Annotated in this window: 24 protein-coding genes; 8 read left to right on the top strand and 16 right to left on the bottom strand. The window is 71.4% G+C overall.

Annotated elements, in window-relative coordinates:
* Positions 1-11: 11 nt before the first annotated feature.
* Complete coding sequence (locus tag ACYQ1K_RS01955) at positions 12-2,357, bottom strand: ATP-binding cassette domain-containing protein (RefSeq protein ID WP_459981171.1); 2,346 nt, start codon at positions 2,355-2,357, stop codon at positions 12-14.
* Positions 2,358-2,495: 138 nt separating this feature from the next.
* On the opposite strand from ACYQ1K_RS01955, the gene serA reads away from it, so the two are divergent.
* From serA to ACYQ1K_RS01940, 3 genes are read left to right on the top strand one after another with little or no spacing between them, the layout of a single operon-like run.
* A complete protein-coding gene (gene serA / locus ACYQ1K_RS01950) occupies positions 2,496-3,698 on the top strand; it encodes a phosphoglycerate dehydrogenase (protein ID WP_459980891.1) in 1,203 nt (400 codons plus the stop codon).
* Positions 3,699-3,751: 53 nt separating this feature from the next.
* Entirely contained in the window at positions 3,752-4,360 is a 609-nt protein-coding gene (locus ACYQ1K_RS01945) for an HD domain-containing protein (protein WP_459980890.1), read from the top strand.
* 55 nt (positions 4,361-4,415) lie between these two features.
* Positions 4,416-5,660 (top strand): MFS transporter, encoded by a 1,245-nt coding sequence (locus tag ACYQ1K_RS01940; RefSeq protein ID WP_459980888.1) that lies wholly within the window; start codon positions 4,416-4,418, stop codon positions 5,658-5,660.
* A 63-nt stretch (positions 5,661-5,723) separates the two neighbouring features.
* On the opposite strand, the gene ACYQ1K_RS01935 is transcribed toward ACYQ1K_RS01940, so the two are convergent.
* Positions 5,724-5,987 carry a DUF4031 domain-containing protein gene (locus ACYQ1K_RS01935; protein ID WP_459980886.1) on the bottom strand — a complete coding sequence of 88 codons (264 nt, stop codon included), beginning with the start codon at positions 5,985-5,987 and terminating at the stop codon, positions 5,724-5,726.
* Positions 5,988-6,024: 37 nt separating this feature from the next.
* On the opposite strand from ACYQ1K_RS01935, the gene ACYQ1K_RS01930 reads away from it, so the two are divergent.
* Positions 6,025-6,378 (top strand): hypothetical protein, encoded by a 354-nt coding sequence (locus ACYQ1K_RS01930; protein WP_459980884.1) that lies wholly within the window; start codon positions 6,025-6,027, stop codon positions 6,376-6,378.
* On the opposite strand, the gene ACYQ1K_RS01925 is transcribed toward ACYQ1K_RS01930, so the two are convergent.
* On the bottom strand, positions 6,379-7,098 hold the full coding sequence (locus ACYQ1K_RS01925; RefSeq protein WP_459980881.1) for a GntR family transcriptional regulator: 720 nt from the start codon (positions 7,096-7,098) through the stop codon (positions 6,379-6,381).
* Between the two features lie 97 nt (positions 7,099-7,195).
* On the opposite strand from ACYQ1K_RS01925, the gene ACYQ1K_RS01920 reads away from it, so the two are divergent.
* Entirely contained in the window at positions 7,196-7,804 is a 609-nt protein-coding gene (locus ACYQ1K_RS01920; protein WP_459980879.1) for an alpha-ketoglutarate-dependent dioxygenase AlkB, read from the top strand.
* Here ACYQ1K_RS01920 and ACYQ1K_RS01915 read toward each other — a convergent pair.
* Positions 7,791-8,888, bottom strand: coding sequence for a DUF2207 family protein (locus ACYQ1K_RS01915; RefSeq protein WP_459980877.1), 1,098 nt, complete (start codon positions 8,886-8,888; stop codon positions 7,791-7,793). The genes ACYQ1K_RS01920 and ACYQ1K_RS01915 overlap by 14 nt on opposite strands.
* A 124-nt stretch (positions 8,889-9,012) precedes the next feature.
* On the opposite strand from ACYQ1K_RS01915, the gene ACYQ1K_RS01910 reads away from it, so the two are divergent.
* Positions 9,013-10,269 (top strand): MFS transporter, encoded by a 1,257-nt coding sequence (locus tag ACYQ1K_RS01910; RefSeq protein WP_459981169.1) that lies wholly within the window; start codon positions 9,013-9,015, stop codon positions 10,267-10,269.
* Positions 10,270-10,334: 65 nt separating this feature from the next.
* Here the strand turns inward: ACYQ1K_RS01910 and ACYQ1K_RS01905 are convergent, their stop codons facing one another.
* The 12 genes from ACYQ1K_RS01905 to groL form a co-directional block, all read right to left on the bottom strand.
* The gene (locus tag ACYQ1K_RS01905) at positions 10,335-11,150 is read right to left on the bottom strand and encodes an SRPBCC family protein (RefSeq protein WP_459980875.1); all 816 of its coding nucleotides are present in this window, start codon (positions 11,148-11,150) and stop codon (positions 10,335-10,337) included.
* A gap of 57 nt (positions 11,151-11,207) precedes the next feature.
* Positions 11,208-12,074: an FAD binding domain-containing protein gene (locus tag ACYQ1K_RS01900; protein WP_459980873.1), complete on the bottom strand. Its 867-nt coding sequence runs from the start codon at positions 12,072-12,074 to the stop codon at positions 11,208-11,210.
* A complete protein-coding gene (locus tag ACYQ1K_RS01895; RefSeq protein ID WP_459980871.1) occupies positions 12,071-14,548 on the bottom strand; it encodes a xanthine dehydrogenase family protein molybdopterin-binding subunit in 2,478 nt (825 codons plus the stop codon). Before ACYQ1K_RS01895 ends, ACYQ1K_RS01900 begins: the two co-directional genes overlap by 4 nt.
* Positions 14,545-15,054, bottom strand: coding sequence for a (2Fe-2S)-binding protein (locus ACYQ1K_RS01890; RefSeq protein WP_459980869.1), 510 nt, complete (start codon positions 15,052-15,054; stop codon positions 14,545-14,547). Before ACYQ1K_RS01890 ends, ACYQ1K_RS01895 begins: the two co-directional genes overlap by 4 nt.
* Positions 15,055-15,246: 192 nt before the next feature.
* A complete protein-coding gene (locus ACYQ1K_RS01885) occupies positions 15,247-16,470 on the bottom strand; it encodes a winged helix-turn-helix domain-containing protein (RefSeq protein ID WP_459980867.1) in 1,224 nt (407 codons plus the stop codon).
* A 207-nt stretch (positions 16,471-16,677) separates the two neighbouring features.
* Positions 16,678-17,820, bottom strand: a complete 1,143-nt coding sequence (locus tag ACYQ1K_RS01880; RefSeq protein ID WP_459980865.1) for an XdhC family protein — start codon at positions 17,818-17,820, stop codon at positions 16,678-16,680.
* A complete protein-coding gene (locus tag ACYQ1K_RS01875; protein WP_459980863.1) occupies positions 17,813-18,994 on the bottom strand; it encodes a vWA domain-containing protein in 1,182 nt (393 codons plus the stop codon). Before ACYQ1K_RS01875 ends, ACYQ1K_RS01880 begins: the two co-directional genes overlap by 8 nt.
* Positions 18,991-19,875: an AAA family ATPase gene (locus ACYQ1K_RS01870; RefSeq protein ID WP_459980861.1), complete on the bottom strand. Its 885-nt coding sequence runs from the start codon at positions 19,873-19,875 to the stop codon at positions 18,991-18,993. The genes ACYQ1K_RS01875 and ACYQ1K_RS01870 overlap by 4 nt, the downstream gene beginning before the upstream one ends.
* Positions 19,876-19,950: 75 nt before the next feature.
* The gene (locus tag ACYQ1K_RS01865; RefSeq protein WP_459980860.1) at positions 19,951-20,517 is read right to left on the bottom strand and encodes a nucleotidyltransferase family protein; all 567 of its coding nucleotides are present in this window, start codon (positions 20,515-20,517) and stop codon (positions 19,951-19,953) included.
* Positions 20,514-21,167: a hypothetical protein gene (locus ACYQ1K_RS01860; RefSeq protein WP_459980858.1), complete on the bottom strand. Its 654-nt coding sequence runs from the start codon at positions 21,165-21,167 to the stop codon at positions 20,514-20,516. The genes ACYQ1K_RS01865 and ACYQ1K_RS01860 overlap by 4 nt, the downstream gene beginning before the upstream one ends.
* On the bottom strand, positions 21,164-21,673 hold the full coding sequence (locus ACYQ1K_RS01855; RefSeq protein WP_459980856.1) for an RNA polymerase sigma factor: 510 nt from the start codon (positions 21,671-21,673) through the stop codon (positions 21,164-21,166). The genes ACYQ1K_RS01860 and ACYQ1K_RS01855 overlap by 4 nt, the downstream gene beginning before the upstream one ends.
* Before the next feature lie 241 nt (positions 21,674-21,914).
* A complete protein-coding gene (gene groL, locus ACYQ1K_RS01850) occupies positions 21,915-23,543 on the bottom strand; it encodes a chaperonin GroEL (protein ID WP_459980853.1) in 1,629 nt (542 codons plus the stop codon).
* Between the two features lie 338 nt (positions 23,544-23,881).
* Between groL and ACYQ1K_RS01845 the strand changes: the two genes are divergently transcribed.
* Positions 23,882-24,244 carry a YciI family protein gene (locus ACYQ1K_RS01845; protein ID WP_459980852.1) on the top strand — a complete coding sequence of 121 codons (363 nt, stop codon included), beginning with the start codon at positions 23,882-23,884 and terminating at the stop codon, positions 24,242-24,244.
* 300 nt (positions 24,245-24,544) lie between these two features.
* On the top strand, positions 24,545-25,579 hold the full coding sequence (locus ACYQ1K_RS01840; protein WP_459980849.1) for an RNA polymerase sigma factor: 1,035 nt from the start codon (positions 24,545-24,547) through the stop codon (positions 25,577-25,579).
* The last annotated feature ends 2 nt before the right edge of the window (positions 25,580-25,581 follow it).

Below are 25,581 nucleotides of genomic sequence, written 5' to 3'. Positions count from 1 at the left end.
AGACGTTCGACTCAGGCGCCGACGTACGCCGCCAGGTGCTCCCCGGTCAGGGTGGAGCGAGCCGCCACCAGGTCGGCCGGCGTGCCCTCGAAGACGACACGCCCGCCGTCGTGGCCCGCGCCGGGGCCGAGGTCGATGAGCCAGTCGGCGTGGGCCATGACGGCCTGGTGGTGCTCGATCACGATGACGGACTTGCCGGAGTCGACGAGGCGGTCGAGCAGGCCGAGGAGGTTGTCGACGTCGGCGAGGTGGAGCCCGCTGGTGGGCTCGTCGAGCACGTAGATGCCGCCCTTCTCCGCCATGTGGGTGGCCAGCTTGATGCGCTGACGCTCACCGCCCGACAGCGTCGTGAGCGGCTGGCCGAGCTTGAGGTAGCCGAGCCCGACGTCCTCCAGTCGAGCGAGGATCGTCGCCGCGGCCGGGGTCTTCGCCTCCCCTGCTGCGAAGAATGCGCGCGCCTCGGCGACCGGCAGGTCGAGCACCTCGGCGATGTTGAGGCCGCCGAAGCGCAGCTCGAGCACAGCGGCCCCGAACCGCTTGCCGCCGCAGTCCTCGCACGGGCTCGCGACCGTCTCCATGAACCCCAGCTCGGTGTAGATCATCCCGTTGCCCTTGCACGTCGGGCAGGCGCCCTCGGAGTTGGCCGAGAAGAGCGCCGGCTTGACGCCGTTGGCCTTGGCGAAGGCCTTGCGGATCGGCTCGAGGAGTCCCGTGTACGTCGCCGGGTTGCTGCGTCGCGAGCCCCTGATCGCGCCCTGGTCGACCACGACGACATCGTCGCGGCCGCCGATCGAGCCATGGATCAGCGAGGACTTGCCGGAGCCCGCGACTCCGGTGACGACGCAGAGCACCCCGAGGGGGACGTCGACGTCGACGTCCTGGAGGTTGTGCGTGGTCGCCCCCCGGATCTCGAGCTGCTCGGAGGCGGTGCGCACCGACTTCTTCAGCTCCGCCCGATGGTCGAGATGCCGCCCGGTGAGGGTGCCGCTCGCCCGCAGGCCTTCGACGGTCCCCTCGAAGCAGATGCTGCCCCCGCCCGTGCCGGCGCCCGGTCCGAGGTCGACCACGTGGTCGGCGATGGCGATCGTCTCGGGCTTGTGCTCCACGACGAGGACGGTGTTGCCCTTGTCGCGCAGCTCGAGGAGAAGCTTGTTCATCCGCTCGATGTCGTGCGGGTGGAGGCCCACCGTGGGCTCGTCGAAGACGTAGGTGACGTCGGTCAGGGCCGAGCCGAGGTGGCGCACCATCTTGGTGCGCTGCGCCTCGCCTCCGGACAACGTGCCCGAGGGCCGGTCCAGGGAGAGGTAGCCCAGCCCGATCTCCACGAAGGAGTCGAAGAGGTGGAGGAGGCCGGCCACCAGGGGCGCCACACCGCGGTCCTCGATCCCGCGCAGCCACGCGGCCGCATCGGTCACCTGCATGCCGCACACGTCCGCGATGCTCAGGCCGTTGATCTTCGAGGACCTCGCCGAGTCGTTGAGGCGGGTGCCGTCGCAGGCGGGGCAGGTCTTGAAGACCGCGGCCCGCTCCACGAAGGCACGGATGTGCGGCTGCAGCGAGTCGACGTCCTTGCTGAACATCGACTTGCGCAGCTTCGGGATCAGACCGTCATAGCTGACGTTGATGCCCTTGGCCTTGATCTTGGTCGTCTGCTTGTAGAGCAGGTCGTGCCGCTCCTTCTCGGAGTAGTCCTTGATCGGCTTGTGCGGGTCGAAGAACCCCGACTCGATGAAGGTGGCCACCATCCACCCGTCGGCGGTGTAGCCCGGCACGAGGATCGCCCCCTCGGCCAGCGACTTCGACTCGTCGAGGATCACCGACAGGTCGAGGTCGGACACGGTGCCTCGACCCTCGCACTCCGCGCACATCCCGCCGAGGTAGACGGCGTCCTTGACGATCTTCTTCTCGCCGTTCGGGCCGGTCATCACCCCGCTGGCTCTCGTGGTGGGGATGTTGAACGAGAAGGCGGTCGGTCCGCCGATGAAGGGCTCTCCGAGGCGGCTGAACAGGCTGCGCAGCATCGCGTGGGCGTCGGTGACGGTCCCGAGCGTCGAGCGCGGGTTCGCTCCGAGTCGCTCCTGGTCCACCAGGATGGCCGTCGTCAGGCCCTCGAGGAGGTCCACCTCGGGCCGCGGCAGACTCGGCATGAAGCCCTGCACGAAGGTCGAGTAGGTCTCATCGATGAGGCGACGCGACTCCGCCGCGATCGTGCCGAAGACCAGCGAGCTCTTGCCCGAGCCCGAGACGCCCGTGAAGACGGTCAGCCGACGCTTGGGGAGCTCGAGGCTGACGCCCTTGAGGTTGTTCTCGCGCGCGCCCTCGACGCGGATCAGGTCGTGGGTGTCGGCAACGGGCATGGTCATCGGGTCCCCCCTCGATTCGGGTTGTCGTCAGCGCGCGGGCCGCTGGCTCGATCCAACCATGCGGCCGCCCGCGGCCGTCTCGCTGCGCAGCACGATTCCGGCCCTGTCGGCGCGGCGTCCTAGGCTGGAGGCATGGCCAAAGCCCTGCTGCTCGAGAACATCCACCCGGTCGCCGTCGAGAACCTCGAGGCCGCCGGATTCGAGGTGGAGCTGCGCACGGCGAGCATGTCCGAGGACGAGCTCGTCGCGACGCTCCCCGGCGTCACGCTGCTCGGCATCAGGTCCAACACCCACATCACCTCGCGCGTCCTCGACCACGCGCCGGACCTCACGGCGATCGGGTGCTTCTGCATCGGCACCAACCAGGTCGACCTCGGCGCCGCCGCCCAGCACGGGATCGCGGTGTTCAACGCGCCCTACTCCAACACCCGCAGCGTCGTCGAGCTGGTCATCGCCGAGATCATCAGCCTCGCGCGTCGGCTTCCGGAGAAGACCCAGAAGATGCACGCAGGGGTCTGGGACAAGAGCGCCAAGGGGTCGCACGAGGTGCGCGGGCGCACGCTCGGCATCGTCGGCTACGGCAACATCGGCACCCAGCTGTCCAACCTCGCCGAGGCGATGGGGATGTATGTCATCTACTTCGACATCGCCGACCGCCTCGCACACGGCAACGCCCGGCGCATGCCGACGATGGCGGCTCTGCTCGCCGAGGCCGACGTCGTCAGCCTCCACGTCGACGGCCGGCCCGGCAACGCGGGCATCTTCGGCGACGAGCAGTTCCGGCAGATGAAGCCGCGCAGCCTCTTCATCAACGCCGCCCGCGGCATGGTGGTCGACACCGAGGCGCTGCGCGAGCACATCCTCTCGGGTCACATCGCCGGTGCCGCCCTCGACGTCTTTCCCATCGAGCCGAAGGCCCAGGGCGACGAGTTCGAGTCGCCGCTGCGCGGGCTCGACAACGTCATCCTGACGCCGCATGTGGGCGGCTCGACGCAGGAGGCGCAGGAGGACATCGGCTACTTCGTCTCCAGCAAGCTGAAGAACTTCCAGCTGCAGGGCTCGACGGAGCTCTCGGTGAACCTGCCTGCCGTCCAGCCGCCGGCGCTGACGGAGGGCGCCCGCGTCGGGTTCCTGCACGTCAACGTCCCCGGTGTCCTCGCCGAGGTCAACAACATCCTCGCCAGCGAGGGCGTCAACGTGAGTGGGCAGTATCTGGCGACCCGCGGTGAGCAGGGGTATGTCGTCACCGATGTGGCCGGGCACGTCTCGGAGGGCGCGCTCGCCAAGCTCCAGGCGTCGCCGCACACGCAGTGGCTGCGCAGCTGGGACGCCTGAGGTTCGGAGACCCCGACTGGCGCTCGCCACGCGACGGCAGTCAAGATGGGCTCGTGGAGCTGCCTCAACATTGGCCCCTTCCTGACGCGACCGACCTGCGCGACGAGCTGCAGGCGGCGTACGACGACCCCGGTCGCCGCTACCACAGCACCCGTCACCTCGGCGAGGTGCTCGCGCGCCTCGAGGAGCTGCGGGAGGCGGGGACGGCGTACGACGACCTGCCCGTGACGCTGGCCGCGTGGTTCCATGACAGCGTCTACGACGGCGAGCGTGATGCGGAGGAGCGCTCGGCCGTCTGGGCCGAGGACGGGCTGCGCGGACGCGTCGAGGCGGCTGTCGTCGACGAGGTGGCCCGCCTGGTGCGACTCACCGAGACGCACCGGCCGGACGACGCCGACATCAACGGCTGCGCCCTGTCGGACGCCGACCTCGCGATCCTGGCGGCGGCGCCGGAGCGGTACGCGGAGTACCGCGCGGCGATCCGCGCGGAGTACGGCCATCTCGACGACGAGGAGTTCCGGAAGGGCCGCGCCCACGTGCTGAGCCAGCTCCTCGAGAAGGACACGCTCTTCCACACCGCCTTCGCCCGCGACGCGTGGGAGGCCGTCGCCCGTGCGAACCTGCAGGCAGAGCTCCTCGAGCTCGCCGAGGGCCTGCCATGACTCCCACCGAATAACAATTCGGCACACCCCCGGCTCGGGAGGGAGAATCCTCCGCGTGGGATTCGCGACGTACGCCGAGGTGCTGAAGAACCCGGTGGTGCGCCGGATCCTGCTGCTGGGCATGCTGATCCGCGTCCCGCTCTGGGCCGCGAACGTCGTCATCACCCTGCACGTGGTCAGCCAGCTGCACCGCTCCTACACCGAGGCCGGCATCGTCTCCACCGTCGTTGCCATCGGCCTCTCGGTGAGCAGCCCGTGGCGGGGACGGCGGCTCGACCGGGTCGGGCTCCGAGCGACGGTTCTCCCGTCGATCGTGGTCGGCGGCATCGCCTGGAGCATCGCGCCGTGGGTCGGCTACTGGCCCCTGGTCGTCATCGCCGGCGTCGCGAGTGTCTTCGCCGTCCCGAGCTTCTCGATCGTCCGACAGGTGCTCATCAGCCACGTCCCCGACCACCAGCGCACCACGGTGCTGTCGGTGGACTCGGTGGCGACCGAGCTCACCTTCCTGGTCGGACCCGTCCTGGGCGTCCTCGCGGCGACGTACCTCCCCACGCCCGTGGCTCTGCTGATCTGCCAGCTCTCGGTCATCCTCGGTGCGGTCGCGCTGTGGATCGCGAACCCCCCGCTCGTGAGTGCGCATTCGGACCTGTCGGCCGGCAAGGTGGCCGTGCGCTCGTGGATGCGGCCCGCCGTGGTCGTCATCCTCACGATCGCCGCGACCAGCACGATCATCCTCACCGGCGAGGACCTCTCCACCGTGGCCGCCCTGCGGGCCTGGGACCACGCCACCTCCATCGGATGGATGCTCGGCCTGTGGGGCATGGGCTCGGCGGTGGGCGGGCTCGTGTACGGCGCCCTGCGCCGTCACCCGCCGGCCGCACTCCTCCTGGTCGGCCTCGCCGGCACGACCGCCCTCGTGGCGTTCGCCCCCGACGAGAACGTGCTGGTCTTCGCCTTGCTGCTGACGATCTCGGGTCTCTTCTGCGCCCCGACGATCACCGCCACGGTCGACGAGCTCTCACGCAACGTGCCGGCGAGCGTCCGCGGTGAGGCGATGGGCTGGCACGGGTCGGCGCTGACGCTCGGCAGCGCGATCGGCGCGCCGATCATCGGTCTGGGTCTCGACCGCGGCGGCTGGTCGTGGGGCTTCGCGCTGGCTGGCATCGTCGGCCTGCTCATCGCGGTGCCCGGTCTCTTCCTCACGCGGCGCGGACGGTCGGTGGCGGAGTCGCCCACCGTCGCCGAGGTCACGGCCCTCGGCGACGCCCAGCAGGCCACCGACGCGCCGCTCGGGATCTGACACCTGCCTCGCCGTCTGTTCGTCAGGCGGCAGGCGGCAGGCGGCAGGCGGCAGGACGGAGCGTCAGCGGGCGGACGTCTTCCGCCGTCGCAGGCCGGACGCATGCAGACGCGCGACGAGCTCGCGGCTGCTGACGACGGTGGCACCGGCAGCGACGACGTCGTCGTAGCGCTCCGAGGGGACGTCGTAGTGGTCCCGGTCGAACCCGCGTGCCGGGATGCCGATGCCCGCGGCGAACGCATGCAGCTCGTCGTAGGACTCGTCGCTGACCAGATGCGACCAGAGTCGGCCGTAGGCGGCCACCAGAGGGGGGTCGATGAGGATCACGCCTCCCAGTTTGACGGCTCGGGGAGGATGGGACGCGATGGATGCCGCACTGCTGCTGGAGGCCCGCGCCCTCGTCCTCGCCGACCTGCAAGCCCGAGGGCAGGCGGGCCCCGAGGCTGTGAACGCGCTCGAGGACGCCGTCTCGGAGCGCGGCTGGTGGGCGGACCAGTGGCCCGAGGGCGTGCAGTACGTCGCCGGGCTGGTCGCCCAGGACGTCCAGGACGCTCTCTTCGAGGCCGGCGTCAGGTGGCCCCTGTGCCATACCTGTGCCCGAGAGGCAACGGAGCACTCGGTCTACATCTCCCCGGATCTCGGCGGGCCGGACCCGGTCTGGGTCTGCGAGGTGAGCGGCGACGTCGTCGCGCCGCTCGGCCGACTCGAGATGCCCTAGCTAGTCGCTGCCGCCGAGCGTGAGCCGCAGGACGTATCGGTCGGCGCGGTAGGCAGCGCGCGACACCTCGACGATCCTCTCCGCGGCCATCCCGCGGCGCTGCTTGCGCACGACGGGGGCCCCAGGTGTCAGATCGAGCAGCTGCGCCTCGTCGGCGGCCGCCACGTCGGCGCTCACCCCGTCCTCGACCCACGTCGGGCGCATGCCGCGGGCGCCCAGCTCCTCGTAGAGGCTGACCGGCGCGGGGTCGCGGACGAAGCGAGGCAGCAGCGCCTCGTTCAGGTAGGCGTCCTCGACGCACATCGGCGCGCCGTCGGCGTGCCGGAGCCGACGCCAGTGGATGACCGTCCCGCCCTCCGCGAGTCCCAGCGCACGGGCCACGCCGACGCCGGCCTGCTCGAGGCGGAAGGTCAGCGTCTGCGACTCGGCGACCATCCCCCGCCGGGCCATCTCCTCGGTGAACGACAGGACGGGCGTGGACCCCCGCCGCGGACGCGCCACGAACGTTCCACGGCCCGGCTTGCGCTCGAGCAGCCCCTCGGCCACGAGTGCGTCCAGCGCCTGCCGCACTGTCATCCGGGCGACTCCGAAGCGACTGACCAGCTCGCGCTCCGACGGGGCCGGGGCGCCCGGCTGCTCGCCGGCGACCAGCTGACGGACGTACTCACGGATCGCTTCGTGCTTCAGCGTTCGTCCCCCGGGCGAAAGCACGTTCTCCACGGGGCCCAAGCGTAGGTAAACGGCAGGCGTCCTGTCCTCGGATCGCCGGTACTCGCCGCTTCGATCATGTGTTCGAACGAAGGCGTAGAGTGTGTCCATGGAGTTCCAGGACACGCTCTTCGAGGCTCCGGCGGGCATCGGATTCGACCGGGTGGAGCGCAGGCCCCTGTCCCGCGGGGCCTGGGTCGATGTCAACCGCGACTGGCTGCCCCGGGCCGACGAGATCTTCGCCACACTGGTCGAGCAGGTGCCGTGGCGCGCCGAGCGCCGGGAGATGTATGACCGCGTGGTCGACGTCCCGCGCCTGGTGTGCACCTACCTCGCCGGGGAGACGCTGCCGCATCCCGTGCTCGACGACGCGCGCGACGCGCTGAGCGGGCACTATCTGCCCGAGCTCGGCGAGCCGTTCGTGACGGCGGGGTGCTGCTATTACCGCGACGGTCGCGACTCGGTGGCCTGGCACGGTGACACGATCGGCCGCGGGCGCTCGCAGGACACGATGGTCGCGATCGTGTCCCTCGGGGACCCCCGCCGGCTGTGCCTACGACCTCGGGGCGGTGGCGACTCCATCGCCGTCGAGATGGGGCACGGGGACCTGGTGGTGATGGGCGGCTCCTGCCAGCGGACCTGGGAGCACGCCGTGCCCAAGGTCGCCCACGCCGGCCCGCGGATCTCCGTGCAGTTCCGACCGCTCAACGTCTTCTAGGCCGAGCCTGTGCCGACTGGTTGTCCTGCCACGTCGAGATCGCCCCGTCGACGGCGCTCTGCAGGCTGGAGACCATCGCGTCGACGTGGTCGGCGGTGTGCGGGCCGTCGTACGGCTCGAGGAAGGCGGGGACCGGCGGCTCGGTGCCCACCTCGTTCCGGTACTTCTGCGCCCACTCCTTCGAGCACCCGAAGGCGACGGCCCAGGGGACGTACGCCGTGTAGAGCTCCTCGCGTCCGGAGAACCCGAAGCGCAGCCGGCTCGACGGAGCCTGCAGGAGGCGCTTGAAGCCCCCGACGCGCGCCCACAGCTGCCTCCCGCGGCGTGTGTGCCGCGTGCCCGCTCCGGCGGCGGCAGCGGAGCACGCTCCGACCAGCAGCATCCCGGGAAGCAGGCCGAGCATGGACATGCCGAACGGCGTCAGCACCACGCATGCCGCGACGAGCAGCACCGAGAGGCCGAGCAGGGCGGCGCAGCCCCCGGCGACGCCCGTACGGCTCATCGCGCCGGACTGCACGCCCCACGCCCGCGCCTCGCGACGCACGCCGGTGAGCGCTGCGTGCAGCACCCGTCCCGCCGCGACACTCGTGGGTGAGACGCGGAAGGGGCTCGCCGTCTCGAGGAGGCGACCGTAGGCGCGCTCGGTGACGACGTCGACCGGCCCCTCCGGCTGCGGCAGTCGGCTCAGCACCCACCCGTCGTCATCGCGACGGAGCGCGATCGTGCCGACGCTCGCGGCGTGCAGAAGGGTGCCGACGTAGGCCTGCTCGGTGATCGGCTCACCGAGGACGTGGACCGCCTGAGCCGGCCCGAGACCCTCCGGTGGCGCATCGACGACGACGTTCGACGGCTGCCGCTCCCCCGCCAGCGCACCGAGCCGACCGGCGAGGACCGCGCCGACGAGGCCGACCAGCAGCACGCCGACGAGGAGCACCGAGCTCGTGCCGAGCACGTCGTCCCAGCGCCCCGACCACGGAGGGCCCGCCTCTCCCGTGACCGAGGAGGTGTCCGCCCACAGCGCTGGCAGGCACAGCACGCCGGCGACGGCGAGGATCCCGGCGAGGTACGAGGCGATCCGGGTCACGCAACCGGACTCTAGGACCCCGAGGGTCCCAACCGCATGACGCGTCAGGGCCATGTCGGGCATAGGTCGCGAAAACGAGTCGAACCCCAGATGTGCCCGGTGCTTCCATGGGGTCGTGTCGACGATGACCGCCCGCCCGAGCCTCGCGTCGTTCTGGCACGACCTGCCTCGGGACGGCAAGCTGCTGCTCTCCCTCGTCGTCATCGACTTCCTCGGCCGCGGTCTCACGCTGCCGTTCGCCGTGGTCTATCTCCACGAGGTCCGTCACTTCTCGCTCAGCACCACGGGCGTGCTCATCGGCCTGGGGTCCCTGGTGGGCTTCGCCGCCGTCGGGCCCGGCGGGACGCTCATCGACCGGGTCGGCGCCCGCCGCGTCATGCAGGGCGTGCAGGTGCTGATGGTCACCGGCAGCGTCCTGCTCGCCTTCGCCTCGAGCGTCCCGGTCGCCGGGCTGGCGCTCGTCCTGCAGGGGCTGGCCCTCGGCGTCATCTGGCCCGCATCGCAGAGCCTGATCGCCACGATCGTCCCCACGCGGCTGCGCCAGCGCTACTTCGGCGTGAACTTCACGCTGCTCAACCTCGGGATCGGCCTGGGCGGCATCATCAGCGGCCTGCTCGTCGACGTGGACCATCCGGTCACGTTCCAGGCCATCTACCTCGCTGACGCCGCGACCTTCCTCCCGAGCATGGTCGTGCTCGCCTGGCCCCTGCGGCACGCGGGCAACCGACCGACGTCTCACGAGGAGGATCACGCAGACCGGCCGAGCTACCTCGTCCTGCTGCGCAGTCCCGCCGTCCGCATGCTGCTGCTCGTCAGCGTGGTCGCGTCGTTCGTCGGCTACGCGCAGCTGAACGCAGGCATGACAGCGTTCGCGACGGTCGTCGGCGGAATCTCACCCAAGGCGCTGGGCTTCGCGTTCGCGGCGAACACCGCCGTGATCGTCATCCTGCAGCTCGTCGTCCTCCAACGCATCGAGGGACGCCGGCGCACCCGCGTCCTCGGCGTCATGGGCGTCGTGTGGGCGGTCGCGTGGCTGTGCCTCGGCTGGGCCGGGCTGGTGCCCGGCACCACGGCCGCGGCGCTGCTGGTCTGCGCGTGCACCGCCATTTTCGCCTTCGGGGAGACGCTGCTGCAGCCGAGCATCCCCGCGATCGTCAACGACCTCGCCGCCGACCGCAGCCGCGGCCGCGCGAACGCGCTCAACTCCTTCGGCTTCCAGTTGCCGCAGGTCATCGCGCCGCCGATCGCCGGCCTCCTCATCCAGGCCGACCTGTCGTGGCTCTACATCGCCTCGTTGGTCGTCGGCTCGCTCCTCATCGGCGTCCTGGCCATCGGGCGGCTGGAGCCGCTGCTGAGCCCCGCCGAGAACGGCCTGCGCTGACGGCCGGGAACGGCCTGCACTGACCGCCGAGACCGGCCGGCGATGATCGGCGGGGCACGGCCGGGTCAGAGCAGCCGCCGGACCAGCCAGACCAGCAGGGCGACGACGGCCAAGCCACCGAGCGCCTGCTTCCAGTAGCTCCGGGCGAGCACCGGAAGGAGCGTCGCGCCCAGGTCCAGGGCGTCGTCGGCCGGCAGTGAGCCGGCAGCGCCCGGGGACGTGCCGCCGGTCGACTGCACACCGCCCGCCGTCGCGGGCGGTGAGTAGGAGACGTTCCCGGACGCGGCACCGGCTGCCTGCCCACCGCTCACGGTCTCCGGAGCCGGCGCCGAGGCAGGACCCGCGTCCTGGTCCTCCCCCGGCGCCGCCGACGCTGCCGCACCTGTCGGCACCGACGCAGGTCCGGCGTCTGAGTCGCCGGAGTCCCCTTCCGGCACGCCGGACCGCTGCTCGAGACAGGCCACGAACTGCCCGAGCAGCTTGTCGGAGACGTCCTGCATCACCCCGCGGCCGAACTGCGCCGGCTTGCCGGTGATCGACAGGTCGGTCTTCACCTCCACACTGGTCGAGTCGCCGGCCTCCGCCATCGCGACCGTGACGTTCGCGCCCGCCGTGCCGTTGCCGCGCTTGTCCCGGCCCTTCGCCTCGACGGCGAAGGTGTGCGCGTCCTCGTCCTTCGAGACGAACGTCCCCGAGCCGGAGTAGACCAATGCGATCGGCCCCAGCTTGACCTTGACGGTCCCCTCGAAGGTGTCGCCGGAGACGGAGGTGACCTGCGCTCCGGGGAAGCACTCCGCAAGGGAGGCGATGTCGCCGAACCGCTCCCAGGTCTGGTCGACCGGACCGGGGACGGTGAAGGTGTGGGTGAGCTCCATGCCCATGGGTGTCTCTCCTTACTTCTCGCCGCAGCGAGGTCGGTGGGGGGACCTACCCAAGTCCTACACCCCCGCCGCTGTGAGGACCGCCCTGCGGGTCAGCACGCCCACCAGGTGGCGCCGGTAGTCGGCGTCGCCGTTGAGGTCGCTCGGCGGACTCGCCCCGTCGGCCGCGTGCGCGGCCGCCGCCCGGACGGCCTCGTCCGTGGCCGGCTGCCCGACCAGCGCCTCCTCGACCGCACGGGCGCGCAGGGGCGTCGACCCCATGTTCGTGAGCCCGACGCGTGCCTCCTCGATCCTCTCCTCACCGGGCGCGCCGGAGGCGCGCACCGTCGCAGCGACCGCGCAGATCGGCCACTGGTGGGCGACCCGCACGAACTTCTCGTAGTGCGCGCCCCAGCCGGTGTGCTTCGGGATCCGCACCTCGGTGAGGAGCTCGCCGTCGCCGATCGCGGTCTCGAAGAGGTCGACGAAGAAGTCGTCGGCCGCCACCGTGCGGGTGCCGCTCGGCCCCTGGATGACGAAGGTCGCGCCGAGCGCCAACGTCGGGGCGCCCAGGTCACCGGCCGGGTCCGCGTGGGCGAGCGCGCCGCCGAAGGTGCCGCGATGCCGCACCTGCGGATCGGCCACCTCCCGCACCGCGGCGCGGATGATCGCCGCGTGCTCGGCGACGAGCGGATCGCCCGCCACGTCGACGTGGCGCGTCATCGCGCCGATGACGATGGCGTCGCCGTCGTCGCGGACGCCGCGCAGGGCGTCGATGCGACCCAGGTCGATGACGACCTCCGGCGCGTTGAGACGCATCCGGAGCACGGGCAGCAGCGACTGGCCGCCGGCGAGGACCTTGGCGTCGTCGCCGTGCTGCTGCAGCGCGGCCAGCGCCTCCTCGACGGTGGTCGGGGCGACGTAGTCGAACGGTGCGGGGATCATGCCTCGTTCCCTCCGGTGGTGCGGTCGACGTTGCCGGACATGCCCGTCGACGGATCGAAGTGCGGAGCCGCAGCACCGACGGTGTCGCCGCCGGCCCCGGCCCCCTGGATCGCCTTCCAGACCCGCTCCGGCGTGCACGGCATCTGGATGTCGTTCACCCCGAGGTGCCGGATCGCGTCGATGACGGCGTTGACGACCGCCGGGGTCGAGGCGATCGTGCCGGCCTCGCCGACGCCCTTGGTGCCCAGGCTGTTCGTCGTGGCCGGCGAGGTGGTGTGGTCGATGTCGAAGCTGATCGTGTCGGCGGCCGTGGGCAGCAGGTAGTCGGTGAACGTGCCGCTCACCAGCGTCCCCGAGTCGTCGTAGACCGCCTCCTCCCACAGCGCCTGCGAGATCCCCTGGACGAGGCCGCCGTGCACCTGCCCGCTGACGATCAGCGGGTTGATGATGACGCCGATGTCGTCGACGCAGGTGTACTTCCGCATCCGCGTCGCACCGGTCTCCGTGTCGACCTCCATCGCACACAGGTGGGTGCCGTGCGGGAAGCTGAAGGCGATGGGGTCGTACGTCGCCTCCGCGTCGATCCCTGGCTCCATCCCGTCCGGCAGGTTGTGTGCGGCGAAGCTCGCCAGCGCGACCTCGGTGATCCCGATGCCCTGGTCGGTGCCGCGGACCCCGAACCGGCCATCCGCGAACTCCAGGTCGTCGACGCTCGCCTCGAGCAGGTGGGCTGCGAGGGGCTTGGCCTTCTCGATCACCTTGTCGGCCGCGAGGACGAGCGCCTCCCCTCCGACGACGAGGCTGCGGGACCCGTAGGTGTCCATGCCGCGGGGCACGATCTGGGTGTCGCCGTGCAGGACCTCGACGTCCTCGAACGGCACCCCGAGCCGGTCGGCGACGATCTGCGACCAGGCCGTCTCATGGCCCTGGCCGTGTGGCGACGTGCCGGTCAGCACCTCGACCTTGCCGGTCGGCAGCATCCGGATCGTGGCGTGCTCCCACCCGCCGGCGCCGTAGTTGAGCTGGCCGAGGACACGACTGGGCGCGAGACCGCACATCTCGGTGAACGTGGACACGCCGATGCCGAGCTGGACCGGGTCGCCCGAGTCACGGCGCCTCTTCTGCTCGGCCCGCAGCTCGTCGTACCCGAAGAGCTGCTTGGCCCGCTCGGTCGCGGCCTCGTAGTTCCCGGAGTCGTAGGTCATGCCCGCGACGGTGGTGAAGGGGAACTCCTCGTGCTTGATCCAGTTCTTCTCGCGCACCTCGAGGGGGTCCATGCCGAGCTCGGCGGCGAGCTCGTCCATGAGGCGCTCGATCGCGTAGGTGGCCTCGGGTCGACCGGCTCCGCGGTAGGCGTCCACCCACGCCTTGTTCGTGATCACGTTGGTGGTCTTGAACTGGTAGGCGTCCCACTTGTAGATCGAGTTGTACATCCAGGCGCCGAGCACCGGAACACCGCCGCCGACGAGCCCGATGTAGGCGCCCATGTCGGCCAGCAGGTCCACCTTCAGACCGGTCAGTCGGCCGTCCTTCGTGGCGGCGAGGGTGAGCCGCTGCCACTGGTCACGACCGTGGTGGGCGGCCATGAGGGACTCCGAGCGCGTCTCGGTGTACTTCACCGGCTTGCCGAGCCGCTTGGCGGCCAGGAAAACGAGCCACTCCTCGGGGACCGTCTGCAGCTTGCCGCCGAAGCCACCGCCGACGTCGGGCGCGATCACCCGGATCTTCGACTCGGGGGTGCCGGTCGTCGCTGCCAGGAGGAACCGCGTGATGTGCGGGATCTGACTGGAGGTCCACATGGTGATCTGCTCACCGGTGGGGTCCACCGCGATCGAACGCGGCTCCATGAACGAGGGGATCAGCCGCTGCTGGCGATACTCCCGCTCGATCACGATCCCGTTCTCCCGAGCCTCGGCGATGGCCTCGTCGACGTTGCCGCCGGTGCCGGCATCGCCCGAGTCGAGCACCCACACCGCGGAGATGTTCGTGCCGAGGTCGGGGTGCGCGAGCACGGTGTCGGCGGCCGCCTCCTTCAGGTCGAGCGCGGGGGGCAGCTCCTCGTAGTCGACCTCCACCAGCTCGGCGGCGTCTCGGGCCTCGGCGGCACTGCGCGCGACGACCAGGGCGACGATCTCGCCGGCGAACGCGACATGCTCCACGGCCATCGGCAGATGGGTCGGAGACTTCTGCTCGTCCGAGAGGGGCCAGGCCGTGGCCATGACCCCCTGGTCGGCCGCGACGTCGGCCCCGGTGAGCACCGTGATCACGTTCGGCGCGGCCTTGGCGGCGGCGGTGTCGATGCCGCTGATCCTGGCGTGGGCGAAGGGACTGCGCACCATCGCGATGTGCAGCATGCCGGTCAGCGCGATGTTGTCGGTCCAGCGGGTGCGCCCGGTGATCAGCCGGGCGTCCTCCTTGCGACGGCGGTCGCGACCGATCTCCTTGGTCTCGGGCTGGGTCTCGAGGGTGGTCATGCCGGAGTCACCTCCTCCGTGGCGCCCTTGGCCTGGACGCCGGCGGCCAGCTGGCCGGATGCGTACTGCACGGCGCGCACGATGTTGTGGTAGCCCGTGCAGCGGCACAGGTTGCCCTCGAGCCCCTCGCGGATCTCGTGCTCGGAGGGCGAGGGGTTGTGGTTGAGCAGGTCGATGCTCTGCATGATCATCCCGGGCGTGCAGTAGCCGCACTGCAGCCCATGACACTCGCGGAAGGCCTCCTGGACCGGGTGCAGCTCGCCGTTCTTGGCGAGCCCCTCGATCGTGGTGACCTCATGTCCGTCGGCTTGCACCGCGAGGACGTTGCAGGACTTCACGCTCTCGCCGTCCAGGTGGACGGTGCACGCGCCGCAGTTGCTGGTGTCGCACCCGACGACGGTGCCGGTCTTGCCGAGCTTCTCTCGGAGATACTGCACGAGCAGCATCCGGGGCTCGACGTCGTCACTCACCGTCATGCCGTCCACAGTGAGATTGATCCGGGTCATGGGACCTCCAGGTGATCACGCCGATGTGGTCCCGCTCACCGTAGGAGCGGGAAGGTTGCTGGATGGTTGGCGGCTGGTGGGTCCGCCAGGCTCCTTCGCTCCGGCGAGCGGACGCAGATGTCCGCAGCTGCGTCGAAACTGAGTCCGCTCGCCCTCCATCCCGCGGACATCTGCGTCCGCTCGCCGCGAATGTCAGCCGCGCCCCACCGCCAGCCGGCCCTTGAGCAGCGGCACCGCCGGGTGCTGCGGCTCGAGGCGCGCGAGACAGGTCTCGAGGACCTCGGTGTCGTAGGGGGCCAGCTCGCTGTAGCGCATCACCGCGTCCGGCTCCGGCTTGCCCAGGAGAGCCTCGCGGACGGCCACGGCGACGTACTCGGCCAGCTCGGCCAGCGCCGGGCTGTTGGTGCCGGGCAGCAGGTCTCCGCCGTAGGCGTCGACGGCGGCGGCCACCCGCCCCCGGCGCAGCAGCGCGAGGACCTGCTCGACGTCGGTGGTGATCGGCATCAGCAGCCGGTAGGGCCGCGACGCCAGCTGCCCGCCGATGGCGTGCCGCAGGTGGGACACCTCGGCCTTGAGCGTCGAGAAGGTCACGGCCTGGTCCCCGTACACCGCCGCGTGCAGCTGCTCGAGCGAGAGGCCCTCGGGGTGCAGCGCGAGCAGCGCGAGGATCTCGGTCTGGCGCCGGTTGAGCAACAGCCGCTGGCCGTCGAGCCACGTCTCGGCCGTGCCGAGCAGGGTCATCACGAGGCCCGGCGTGGTCTGTTCGTCGGTCGCACTCGCGACGGCTCCCGACGGGAGCGCGGTCTCGATGAGGCGGGCCATGACACGGGCGGTGGCAAGGCCGATCGGGTGGGTGCGGTCCCAGGTGGTGGAGAGGTCGACGACGCCGAGGCGCGCACCGGTGACGGGGTCGTGCACCGGCGCTGCCCAGCAGACCCAGTTGTGGACGACCTCGGCGTAGTGCTCGGCCGAGAACACCATCGACGGCACGTCGTCGCGGTTGGCCAGGTCGAGGGCGTTGGTGCCCACCGACTGGTCGTCCCAGCGACCGCCGGGCACGAAGTTCACCGTCTCCGCGCGGCGCCGCATCACACGTCCGCCGTAGGTCCACAGGATGCGGGTGTCGGGGTCGGTGATCGCGATGACGAGGTCCCCGTCCTCCGCGGTGCGGCGCAGCTCGTCCTCGACCCGCTCCACGGCGACCTGCAACGGCGAGTGCCGCCAGTAGTCGGCGGTGTCGGCCTCGTCCGCGAGCGGCGCCTGCGTGACGTCGGGGGTGATGGAGCTGCCCGACCTCGCCCAGCTCCGGAGGATCTCGGGCCTGACCCGGTCCTCGACGTCGTCGCCGTTCTCGACGAAGGACGTCCAGGCCCGCACGGCCTCGACGCGGCGGGTGTGGAGCTCGGCGCGAACCATCGGACCTCCTGGACACGGGCTCCGTCGCCGCCAACCTAGCACCGCCGTGACCGCCGCCACAGGGTCCCGGGCGCCACCCTCGTAGACGGGTACACCGAAGTCTCCTCGCGGGTGCCGGCCCGAGCGTAGCGCGGTCGCATGGACGTGACTTCGGTGTACCCGTGTACGCGTCGGGACTCAGGACAGTCGGACTCCGGCCCGTCGGCCTCAGGGCAGGGCGTGCTCCCGGTGGATGCGACCGCCCAGCTGTGCGAGCCGGTTGCCGCTGCCACCCCAGCGCCCGGCGATGATCTCCGCTGCGATCGAGATGGCGGTCTCCTCCGGGGTGCGCGCACCGAGGTCGAGGCCGATCGGGCTGGAGAGCCGGGCGATCTCATCAGCGGTCAGGCCGGCCTCCTTGAGCCGCTGCTCCCGGTCGTCGTGGGTTCGTCGCGAGCCCATCGCCCCGACATAGCCCACCTGCGGCAGTCGCAGCGCCACCTCCAGCAGGGGGACATCGAACTTCGGGTCGTGCGTGAGCACCGCGATGACCGTGCGTGCATCGACGCGGCCCGCCTCCGCCTCGGCGGCGAGGTAGCGGTGCGGCCAGTCGACGACGACCTCGTCGGCCTCCGGGAAGCGACTGTGCGTGGCGAAGACGGGCCGGGCGTCGCAGACGGTCACGTGGTAGCCCAGGAACGCCCCCACCCGCGCCACCGCGGCGGCGAAGTCGATGGCCCCGAACACCAGCATGCGCGGCTTCGGCGCGAACGCCCACACGAAGACGCGCATGCCCTCGCCGCGGCGCTCGCCGTCGGGACCGTAGGTCAGCGTCGCGTTCTGCCCCTGCGCGAGCAGGCCGAGAGCGTCGTCGCTGACCGCGTCGTCCATCCGCGGCGACCCGAGCGAGCCCGCCACCCGCGTCGTCTCACCGTCGGGCCGGATGATCAGGCGCCGGCCCAGCACCGCGGGGTCGGGATGCTCGATCACCGTCGCCAGGGCCACCGGCCGCCCGGCGCGGACGTCGGCGGCGACCTCGCCGAGCTCGGGGAAGGTGGTGCGGTCGACCTTCTCGACATAGATGTCCAGGATCCCCCCGCAGGTCAGACCGACCGCGAAGGCGTCGTCGTCGGAGACGCCGTACCGCTGCAGCACCGGCTCACCCGAGGAGGCCACCTCGTGGGCGAGGTCATAGACCGCACCCTCGACGCAGCCGCCGGAGACCGAGCCGACCGCGGAGTCGTCCGGGCCCACGAGCATCGAGGCACCGGGCGGCCGCGGTGCGCTCTGGAACGTCGCGACGACGGTGCCCACCCCGACCGTCTCGCCGCTCTCCCACCACCGCATCAGGTCCTCGAGCACGTCACGCATCAGCGATCACCTCCAAGAGATGCTCATACGTCGCGAGCGAGTGCCCTGCGACGAAGTCGTCCACCGAGGGCAGCACCGCACGCACGCCGGCCTGGACCGGCTCGTAGCCGTCCTTGCCGCGGTGCGGGTTGACCCACACGAGCCGGTGGGACACGCGGGCGAGCTGGCGGGCCTGCGCGGCCAGCAGCGAGACGTCGCCGCGCTCCCATCCGTCGCTGAAGACGACGACCACCGCGCCGCGGGCCATCCCCCTCCGACCCCAGCGGTCGGCGAAGACCTGGAGCGTCTCCCCCAGCCGCGTGCCGCCGGACCAGTCCGGGACGGTGTCGCCGGCCGCGACCAGCGCGCGCTCGCTGTCGCGCAGGCGTAGCGCCTGGGTCAGGCGGGTCAGCCTCGTGCCGACGGTGAACGTCTCGACGGTCCCCGGCATCGCGTGGCTGATCCGGTGGGCCAGCCGCAGCAGCGTGTCGGCGTACCCGCTCATCGAGCCGGAGACGTCGATCAGCAGCACCACCCGGCGCGGCCGCGTCGCGCGGCGACGCCAGGCGATCTCAGCCGGCTCGCCCATGCGCCGCAGGCTGGTCCGGAGGGTGCGCGCGGCGTCGACGCTCCCGCGGTGCCACGGGCGGTGGCGAGCGGTCCGGCGCAGCGGCGGACGTGGGTCGAGCGTCGCGAACATCGCGGCGAGGCGTCGCCTCTCCGCCGCGCTGAGCCGGGCGACGTCACGGTGCCGCAGCACCTCGACCTCGCTCGCCATGGCCCGGGTGATCTCGTCGGACCGCTGGCCGGCCTCGTCGCCGTCCACGAGCGGGAGGTCGCCGACCGTCGGAGTCACCGACGTGGCCGGGCGTGGCATCGGCAGCCCGTCGCGCGCCCCGAAGTAGGCCTCGAAGACCTGGTCGTAGCGGGCGAGGTCGTCCGGCCCCGCGCACAGCGTGGCCCGTCCGGCGGTGTACGTCGCCCGGCGGTCCTCCAGACCGACGAGCGCGACCGCCTCGAGGTAGCTCTGCGACCGGTCCGGCGTCACCGGCACCCCCGCCGCACGCAACGCGTGGGTGAAGCCGAGCAGCACGCGGTCGGCGGGCGGAGTCCCCGGTTCACCGGGGACTCCGGAACTTCCCAGGCTCCATGGCCCCTGAGAAGTTCCGGAGTTCCCTGGGTGGAGCGTGCTCATGACAGCAGCCGGTCGAGCGCGTCGCGCACGCGGTCGGCGTCCTCGCGGTACTTGACCAGCGCCCCGAGGGTCGCGCTGGCGGTGGCCAGGTCGATCTCCTCGCTGCCGAGGTAGGTGAGCGCACGGGCCCAGTCCAGCGTCTCGGCGACGCCAGGCGGCTTGAGGAGGCCGCTGTCGGAGCGCAGCTGCTGGACGATCGTCACCACCTGACGTGCCAGGGCGTCAGCGACCTCGGGCGCGCGGGTGCGCACGATCTCGACCTCGCGGTCCAGACCCGGGTGGTCGATCCAGTGGTAGAGGCACCGCCGCTTCAGGGCGTCGTGGAGCTCGCGGGTGCGGTTCGACGTGAGGACGACGACCGGCGGCGTCGCCGCGGCGACCGTGCCGAGCTCGGGGATCGAGACCTGGTAGGTCGAGAGCACCTCCAGCAGGAACGCCTCGAACTCGTCATCGGCGCGATCGACCTCGTCGACGAGGAGCACCGCCGGACTCTGCTGGAGGGCGGCCAGCACGGGGCGGGCGAGGAGGAAGCGCTCGTCGTACAGGCTCTTCTCCGCCTCCTCGACGCTCCGGTCCCCACGGGGCGCGCCACCGGCGGCCTCGAGGGCACGCAGATGCAGGATCTGGCGGGGGAAGTCCCAGTCGTAGAGCGCCTGCGTCGCATCGATCCCCTCGTAGCACTGCAGCCGGATCAGCGGCAGCTCGAGCGACTCGGCGATCGCCTCCGCCAGCGCGGTCTTCCCGGTGCCGGGCTCCCCCTCGAGGAGGAGCGGACGCTGCATCCGCAACGCCAGATAGGTGACGGTCGCAAGAGCCTCGTCGCACAGGTAGCCCGTCTGGCCCAGCCGGGCGCTCAGCTCCTGAGCGGACAGGGTCTCCATGTGTTCCAGGCTACTCGGCGATCCGTTGGCGATCCGTTGGTGGCCGGTTGCCCACCTCGGGGCGCCCGCACGGGCTCACCCGACGGAGTCGACGTCGCGCCCGGAGGCCAGATCACCGCAGTCGACCAGCACGGTGCTGTGTGCCCGCAGGTAGTCGCGCGCCCCCCGGTCGCCCGCGAGGCTCGCGATGATGGGCGCCCAGTGCCGGCGCCCGATGAGGACGGGATGCCCGGGCACGCCGTCGTACGACGCCCGCGTCAGCGACCCTCCCGCCGCGATCACCCGACTGATCACCGCGGGGCCGACATCGGGCAGGTCGACCAGGTGCACGAGCGCCGAGCTGGCGTCCACGTCGGCGAGAGCCTGCAGGCCGGTGCGCAAGGAGGCGCTCATGCCGCGATCCCAGTCCTCGGCGACGACGACGTCGACGAAGGTGTCGGGTCCGGTCGCGAGCCCGTCGAGCAGATGCGCCGCCTCGGACGCGGCCGCCCCCAGCACGACGGTGACGGCGGCGCAGCCACCGTCGAGGAGCGCCCGGACGCCCCGCGGCAGCCAGGGACCGTCGTCGTCCACGACGAGGGCCTTGGGCGTGCCCATGCGCCGTCCTGCTCCGCCCGCAAGCAGCAGGCCGTGGACCGTCACCGACCGAACGCCTGGGCGTAGAGGCGGGTCAGCTCGGGCGACGCCGGCCCGCTCATGCCGCACCCGAGCACCATCGAGCGGCCGTCCGCCGCCACCAGGTAGTCCTGGCCCGCCACGAATGCCGGGTCACCCTCCCGACCGCCTTCGGTCTCAGGAGCGACGGCACCGCTCACCGTCACCTGGTCGGCGACCTGTCCCGCGTAGACCGTCGTCGGCCGGATCGTGGCGATCCCGTCGGCCACCCCGAGCACCGTGCCCTTGAAGGCGATGGGCGTCGCGGCGAGCGCCTCGGACGTCGGCACGACGCAACGGCCGGCGGCGGGACTCACGGTGAGCTCGCTGACGGCCCCTGGTCCGTGCGTCGCGCTCGTCGGCGACGGACCGGTGACGAGGACTCCGCCGCTCCTCGGCCTGTCGGACTGGCTCAGCCACAGCGCCGACCCTCCGGCTGCGATCACGATCGCGGCGGCGGCCGCCACGAGCCACGTCAGCCGGTTGCGCTTGCGGGTGCCGGTCTCGCGCAGGTCGACGTCGATGACGCGCTGCAGCACGCGGTCGACCTCCGCGGGGTCGGCGGGGGGCAGCTCGGACGCGGGGTCCGCAGCGCGCAGACGTGCGAGGAGCTCAGCATCGGTCGGGTCGGGGCTCATGCCTTCTCATGTCCGGCAAGGTCGCTGCTCTTTCGCGCCGCCAGCAGCTCGCGTAGCCGCTGGCGCGCACGGGTGAGCCGGATGCTGACCGCATTGGGCGTCAGCCCGAGGACCGTGCCGATCTCGGCCGGCGTGAGCCGTTCCCACGCCCACAGCCGCACCAGCTCGCGCTGATCGTCCCCCAGCTGCTCGAGTGCCTCGAGGAGCTCGTCGGGCATGGCGGGCTCGGCGTCGTCAGCCGGCTGCTCGGCCAGTCTCGCGGCCAGGCGGGCTCGGCGCCGTACCCCGCGCTCCGCATTGGCCAGGCAGTTGCGGGCGACGCCGTAGAGCCACGGCAGCGGCTCACCATCCGGTACGTCGTCGAACCGGCGCCACGCCACGAGGAGCGTGTCCCCCAGGACGTCGGCCGCGGTCTCGGCGTCGGTGCGGCGCGCCAGATACCGCCGCAGCGGCTCGAGACACTCGCGTGCCAGCGCGTCGAATCGATCGGACCTGGTGGTCTCCACGCCTCCAGCCTCCCATCAACTCACGCCACATGTCTTTCCGAGTCAGTCTCGCTCGTTCCCCAGATGAGGCACGGCCACACGCGCCGGACGCGCCACACGGCAGCAGGGCCCCCACCCGGAGGTGGAGGCCCTGCCTGTTGTCCTGCGGAACGTCATACGCTCCGGCCGCTGAGGCGATCAGCTCGCATGACGTCCGAGAGGCGTGGACTCAGCTGTGCCGGTCGCTTCTTCGCCTAGCGGCTCAGAAGTCCATGCCGCCCATGCCGCCGGTCGGGTCGCCACCCATGGGGGCGGCCTTCTCCGGCTTGTCGGCCACGACGACCTCGGTGGTGAGGAACAGCGCGGCGATCGACGCGGCGTTCTGCAGCGCCGAGCGGGTGACCTTGGCCGGGTCGATGATGCCGGCGGCGAGCAGGTCGACGTACTCGCCGGTCGCGGCGTTGAGGCCGTGGCCCGCGGGCAGGTTGGCGACCTTCTCCGCCACGACGCCGCCCTCGAGACCGGCGTTGATGGCGATCTGCTTCAGCGGAGCCGAGATGGCGACCTTGACGATGTTGGCGCCGGTGGCCTCGTCACCGTCGAGCTCGAGCTTCTCGAACGCCTTGGCGCCGGCCTGGACGAGCGCGACGCCACCACCGGCGACGATGCCCTCCTCGACGGCGGCCTTCGCGTTGCGAACGGCGTCCTCGATGCGGTGCTTGCGCTCCTTGAGCTCCACCTCGGTGGCCGCGCCGACCTTGATGACGGCCACGCCGCCGGCCAGCTTGGCGAGGCGCTCCTGCAGCTTCTCGCGGTCGTAGTCGGAGTCCGACTTCTCGATCTCGGCACGGATCTGGTTGACGCGGCCCTCGATCTGGGCAGCGTCGCCGGCACCGTCGACGATCGTGGTCTCGTCCTTGGTGATGACGACCTTGCGGGCCTGGCCGAGCAGCTCGAGGCCGGTGTTCTCCAGCTTGAGGCCGACCTCCTCGGAGATGACCTGGCCACCGGTCAGGATCGCGATGTCCTGCAGCATGGCCTTGCGGCGGTCGCCGAAGCCGGGGGCCTTGACGGCGACCGACTTGAAGGTGCCACGGATCTTGTTCACGACGAGCGTGGACAGGGCCTCGCCGTCGACGTCCTCGGCGATGATGACGAGCGGCTTGCCGGACTGGATGACCTTCTCCAGCAGCGGCAGCAGGTCCTTGACGTTGGAGATCTTCTGGTTGGCGATGAGGACGTAGGCGTCCTCGAAGACCGTCTCCATGCGCTCGGGGTCGGTGACGAAGTAGGCCGAGATGTAGCCCTTGTCGAACCGCATGCCCTCGGTGAGCTCGAGGTCGAGGCCGAACGTGTTCGACTCCTCGACCGTGATGACGCCCTCCTTGCCGACCTTGTCCATCGCCTCGGCGATGATGTCGCCGACGGTGGTGTCAGCGGCGGAGATCGAGGCGGTGGAGGCGATCTCCTCCTTGGTCTCGATGTCCTTGGCGAGCGCGAGGAGCTGCTCGGACACGGCGGAGACAGCAGCCTCGATGCCGCGCTTGAGGCCCATCGGGTTGGCGCCGGCGGCGACGTTGCGCAGACCCTCGCGGACGAGCGCCTGAGCGAGCACGGTGGCGGTGGTGGTGCCGTCACCCGCGACGTCGTCGGTCTTCTTGGCGACCTCCTTGACGAGCTCCGCGCCGATCTTCTCGTACGGGTCCTCGAGCTCGATCTCCTTGGCGATCGAGACGCCGTCGTTGGTGATCGTGGGGGCGCCCCACTTCTTCTCGAGAACGACGTTGCGGCCCTTCGGGCCGAGGGTGACCTTGACGGCGTCGGCGAGGGTGTTCATGCCCCGCTCGAGACCGCGCCGGGCCTCCTCGTTGAAAGCAATCAGCTTCGGCATTGCCTGGCGATCCTTCACTGGAAGTGCGTGTCCCGGCCGGTGGGCTGCCCGCGACGGCACGATCGTCCTGCGGTGGCGATCCCTTCACGCCACCCACGGAGCGACCCAACGTCACCGGTCCGGAGGTGGCACTCTCATGGCGAGAGTGCCAACGTCATGTTTAGCACTCGACCTTGCCGAGTGCAAGGAGAAAGACGGCGCCCTCGCCCGCGGGCAGCAGCTGGTAGGTCGCGAGAAGGATCCGGGGCACGGACGAGAAACCTCGTCGTCCCTGTCGATCGACCTCTGTCTCGCCCGTCATCTCGATGACAGACTCACCACCACCGAAAGGATCCGAGATGAGCACCTACGCCGTTCTGCTTCCCGGCGACGAGAGCACCTGGGAGAGCGCGACCCCGGAGCAGCGCGCCGCCATGTACGAGACCCACGGCCGCTTCGCCGCGCTGCTCGAGGAGCGCGGGCACAAGATCGCCGGCGGCGCCGAGCTGACCCACTCCCGCACCACCAAGCAAGTCCGCCGCGACGCCGGCGGCAATGTGGTCGTCTCCGACGGCCCGTTCGCCGAGACCGTCGAGCAGCTGACCGGCTTCTACCTGGTCGAGAGCGACGACCTCGACGACCTGCTGCAGATCTGCGGCCTGCTCGCGACGGGCGGTGCCCCCGTCGAGGTCCGCGCCACTGTCGACCACGGAGGTGAGTGAGGTGCAGTTCCTCCTGCCCGACCTCGTGTCGGTCGAGGTGCGGCCGGCCCGCGGCGTGGAGATCCGCTGACCGAGCTGGAGCGCCTGCTGCGCGACGAGTGGGGCCGCCTGCTGGCCCTGCTCGTCGCGCAGTATCGCCGTCTCGACCTCGCCGAGGACGGGCTCGCCGACGCGTTCGAGGCGGCGGCACGCACGTGGCCGACGGACGGTACGCCGGGCAACGGCCCGGCCTGGCTGCTCACCAGCGCACGGAGGCGCATCGTCGACCGGCTGCGCTCCGAGACCGTCCTCGCGCGGCGGATGCCCCTGCTCGAGGTCGAGGCGTCCCTGACCCAGGAGGCCGCACACGTGATGGCCGACGGAGGAGACCTGGTCACCGACGAGCGGCTTCGACTCGTGCTCCTCTGCGCGCATCCCTCCCTCTCCCCGGAGGCGGCGGCCGCTCTCACCCTTCGGCTGGTGCTGGGCGTCTCGACCGAGGACGTCGCTCGACTCTTCCTGCAGTCGACGCCGACGATGGCGGCGCGCCTGACGCGGGCGCGCAAGCGGCTCGCGGGCGCGCGCTTCGAGGTCCCCGCCGACCCCACCGCCCTCGCAGCGCGGGTCTCGGCGGTCGCCGACGTCGCCTACCTGGCGTTCACGGCCGGGTATGCGCCGGGCAGCGGTCCCGACGTCGTCCGGACGGAGCTGGCCGGCGAGGCGGTCCGGCTCGTCCGCGTGCTCCGTGACCTGCTGCCCTCACCGGACCCGGAGGTCGACGCGCTGCTCGCTCTCATGCTGGTGCAGCACTCGCGGCGCGACGCGCGCGTGAGAGACGGGACTCTGGTCCTGTTGGCCGACCAGGACCGGGGCCTCTGGCACCGCGACGAGATCGCCGAGGGTCTCGACCTCCTGGCCCCGCTCGTGCACGAGCCGCCTGCGCCGTACCTCCTCCAGGCGTTGATCGCCGCCGAGCACGCCATCGCCCCGTCCGCGGAGGCGACCGCGTGGGACCGGATCGTCGCCCGCTACGACGAGCTGCTGACCCTGCTCGACACGCCGGTCGTCCGGCTCAACCGCGCCGTCGCCCTCGCGGAGGCGCAGGGCCCCGAGGCCGGACTGGCCGCGCTCTCGTCGGTCGCCCTCGCCGGGCATCGACTCCCCGCCACCCGCGCCGAGCTGCTCGTGCGGGCCGGTCGTCCCGACGAGGCGAGGAGCTCCTTCGCCGCCGCGATCGCGCTGTGTGGCAACGAGGCGGAGCGGGCGCATCTGTCGGGGCGGATGGCCTCGCTGGCGGTTCGTCGAGGTATGCAGACGAAGGGGCACTCCCCTGGCGGAACTCCGCACGGGAAGTGACG

The sequence above is a fragment of the Nocardioides sp. AN3 genome (genome assembly GCF_054653495.1).
This window is presented reverse-complemented; position numbering and strand designations above follow the sequence as displayed.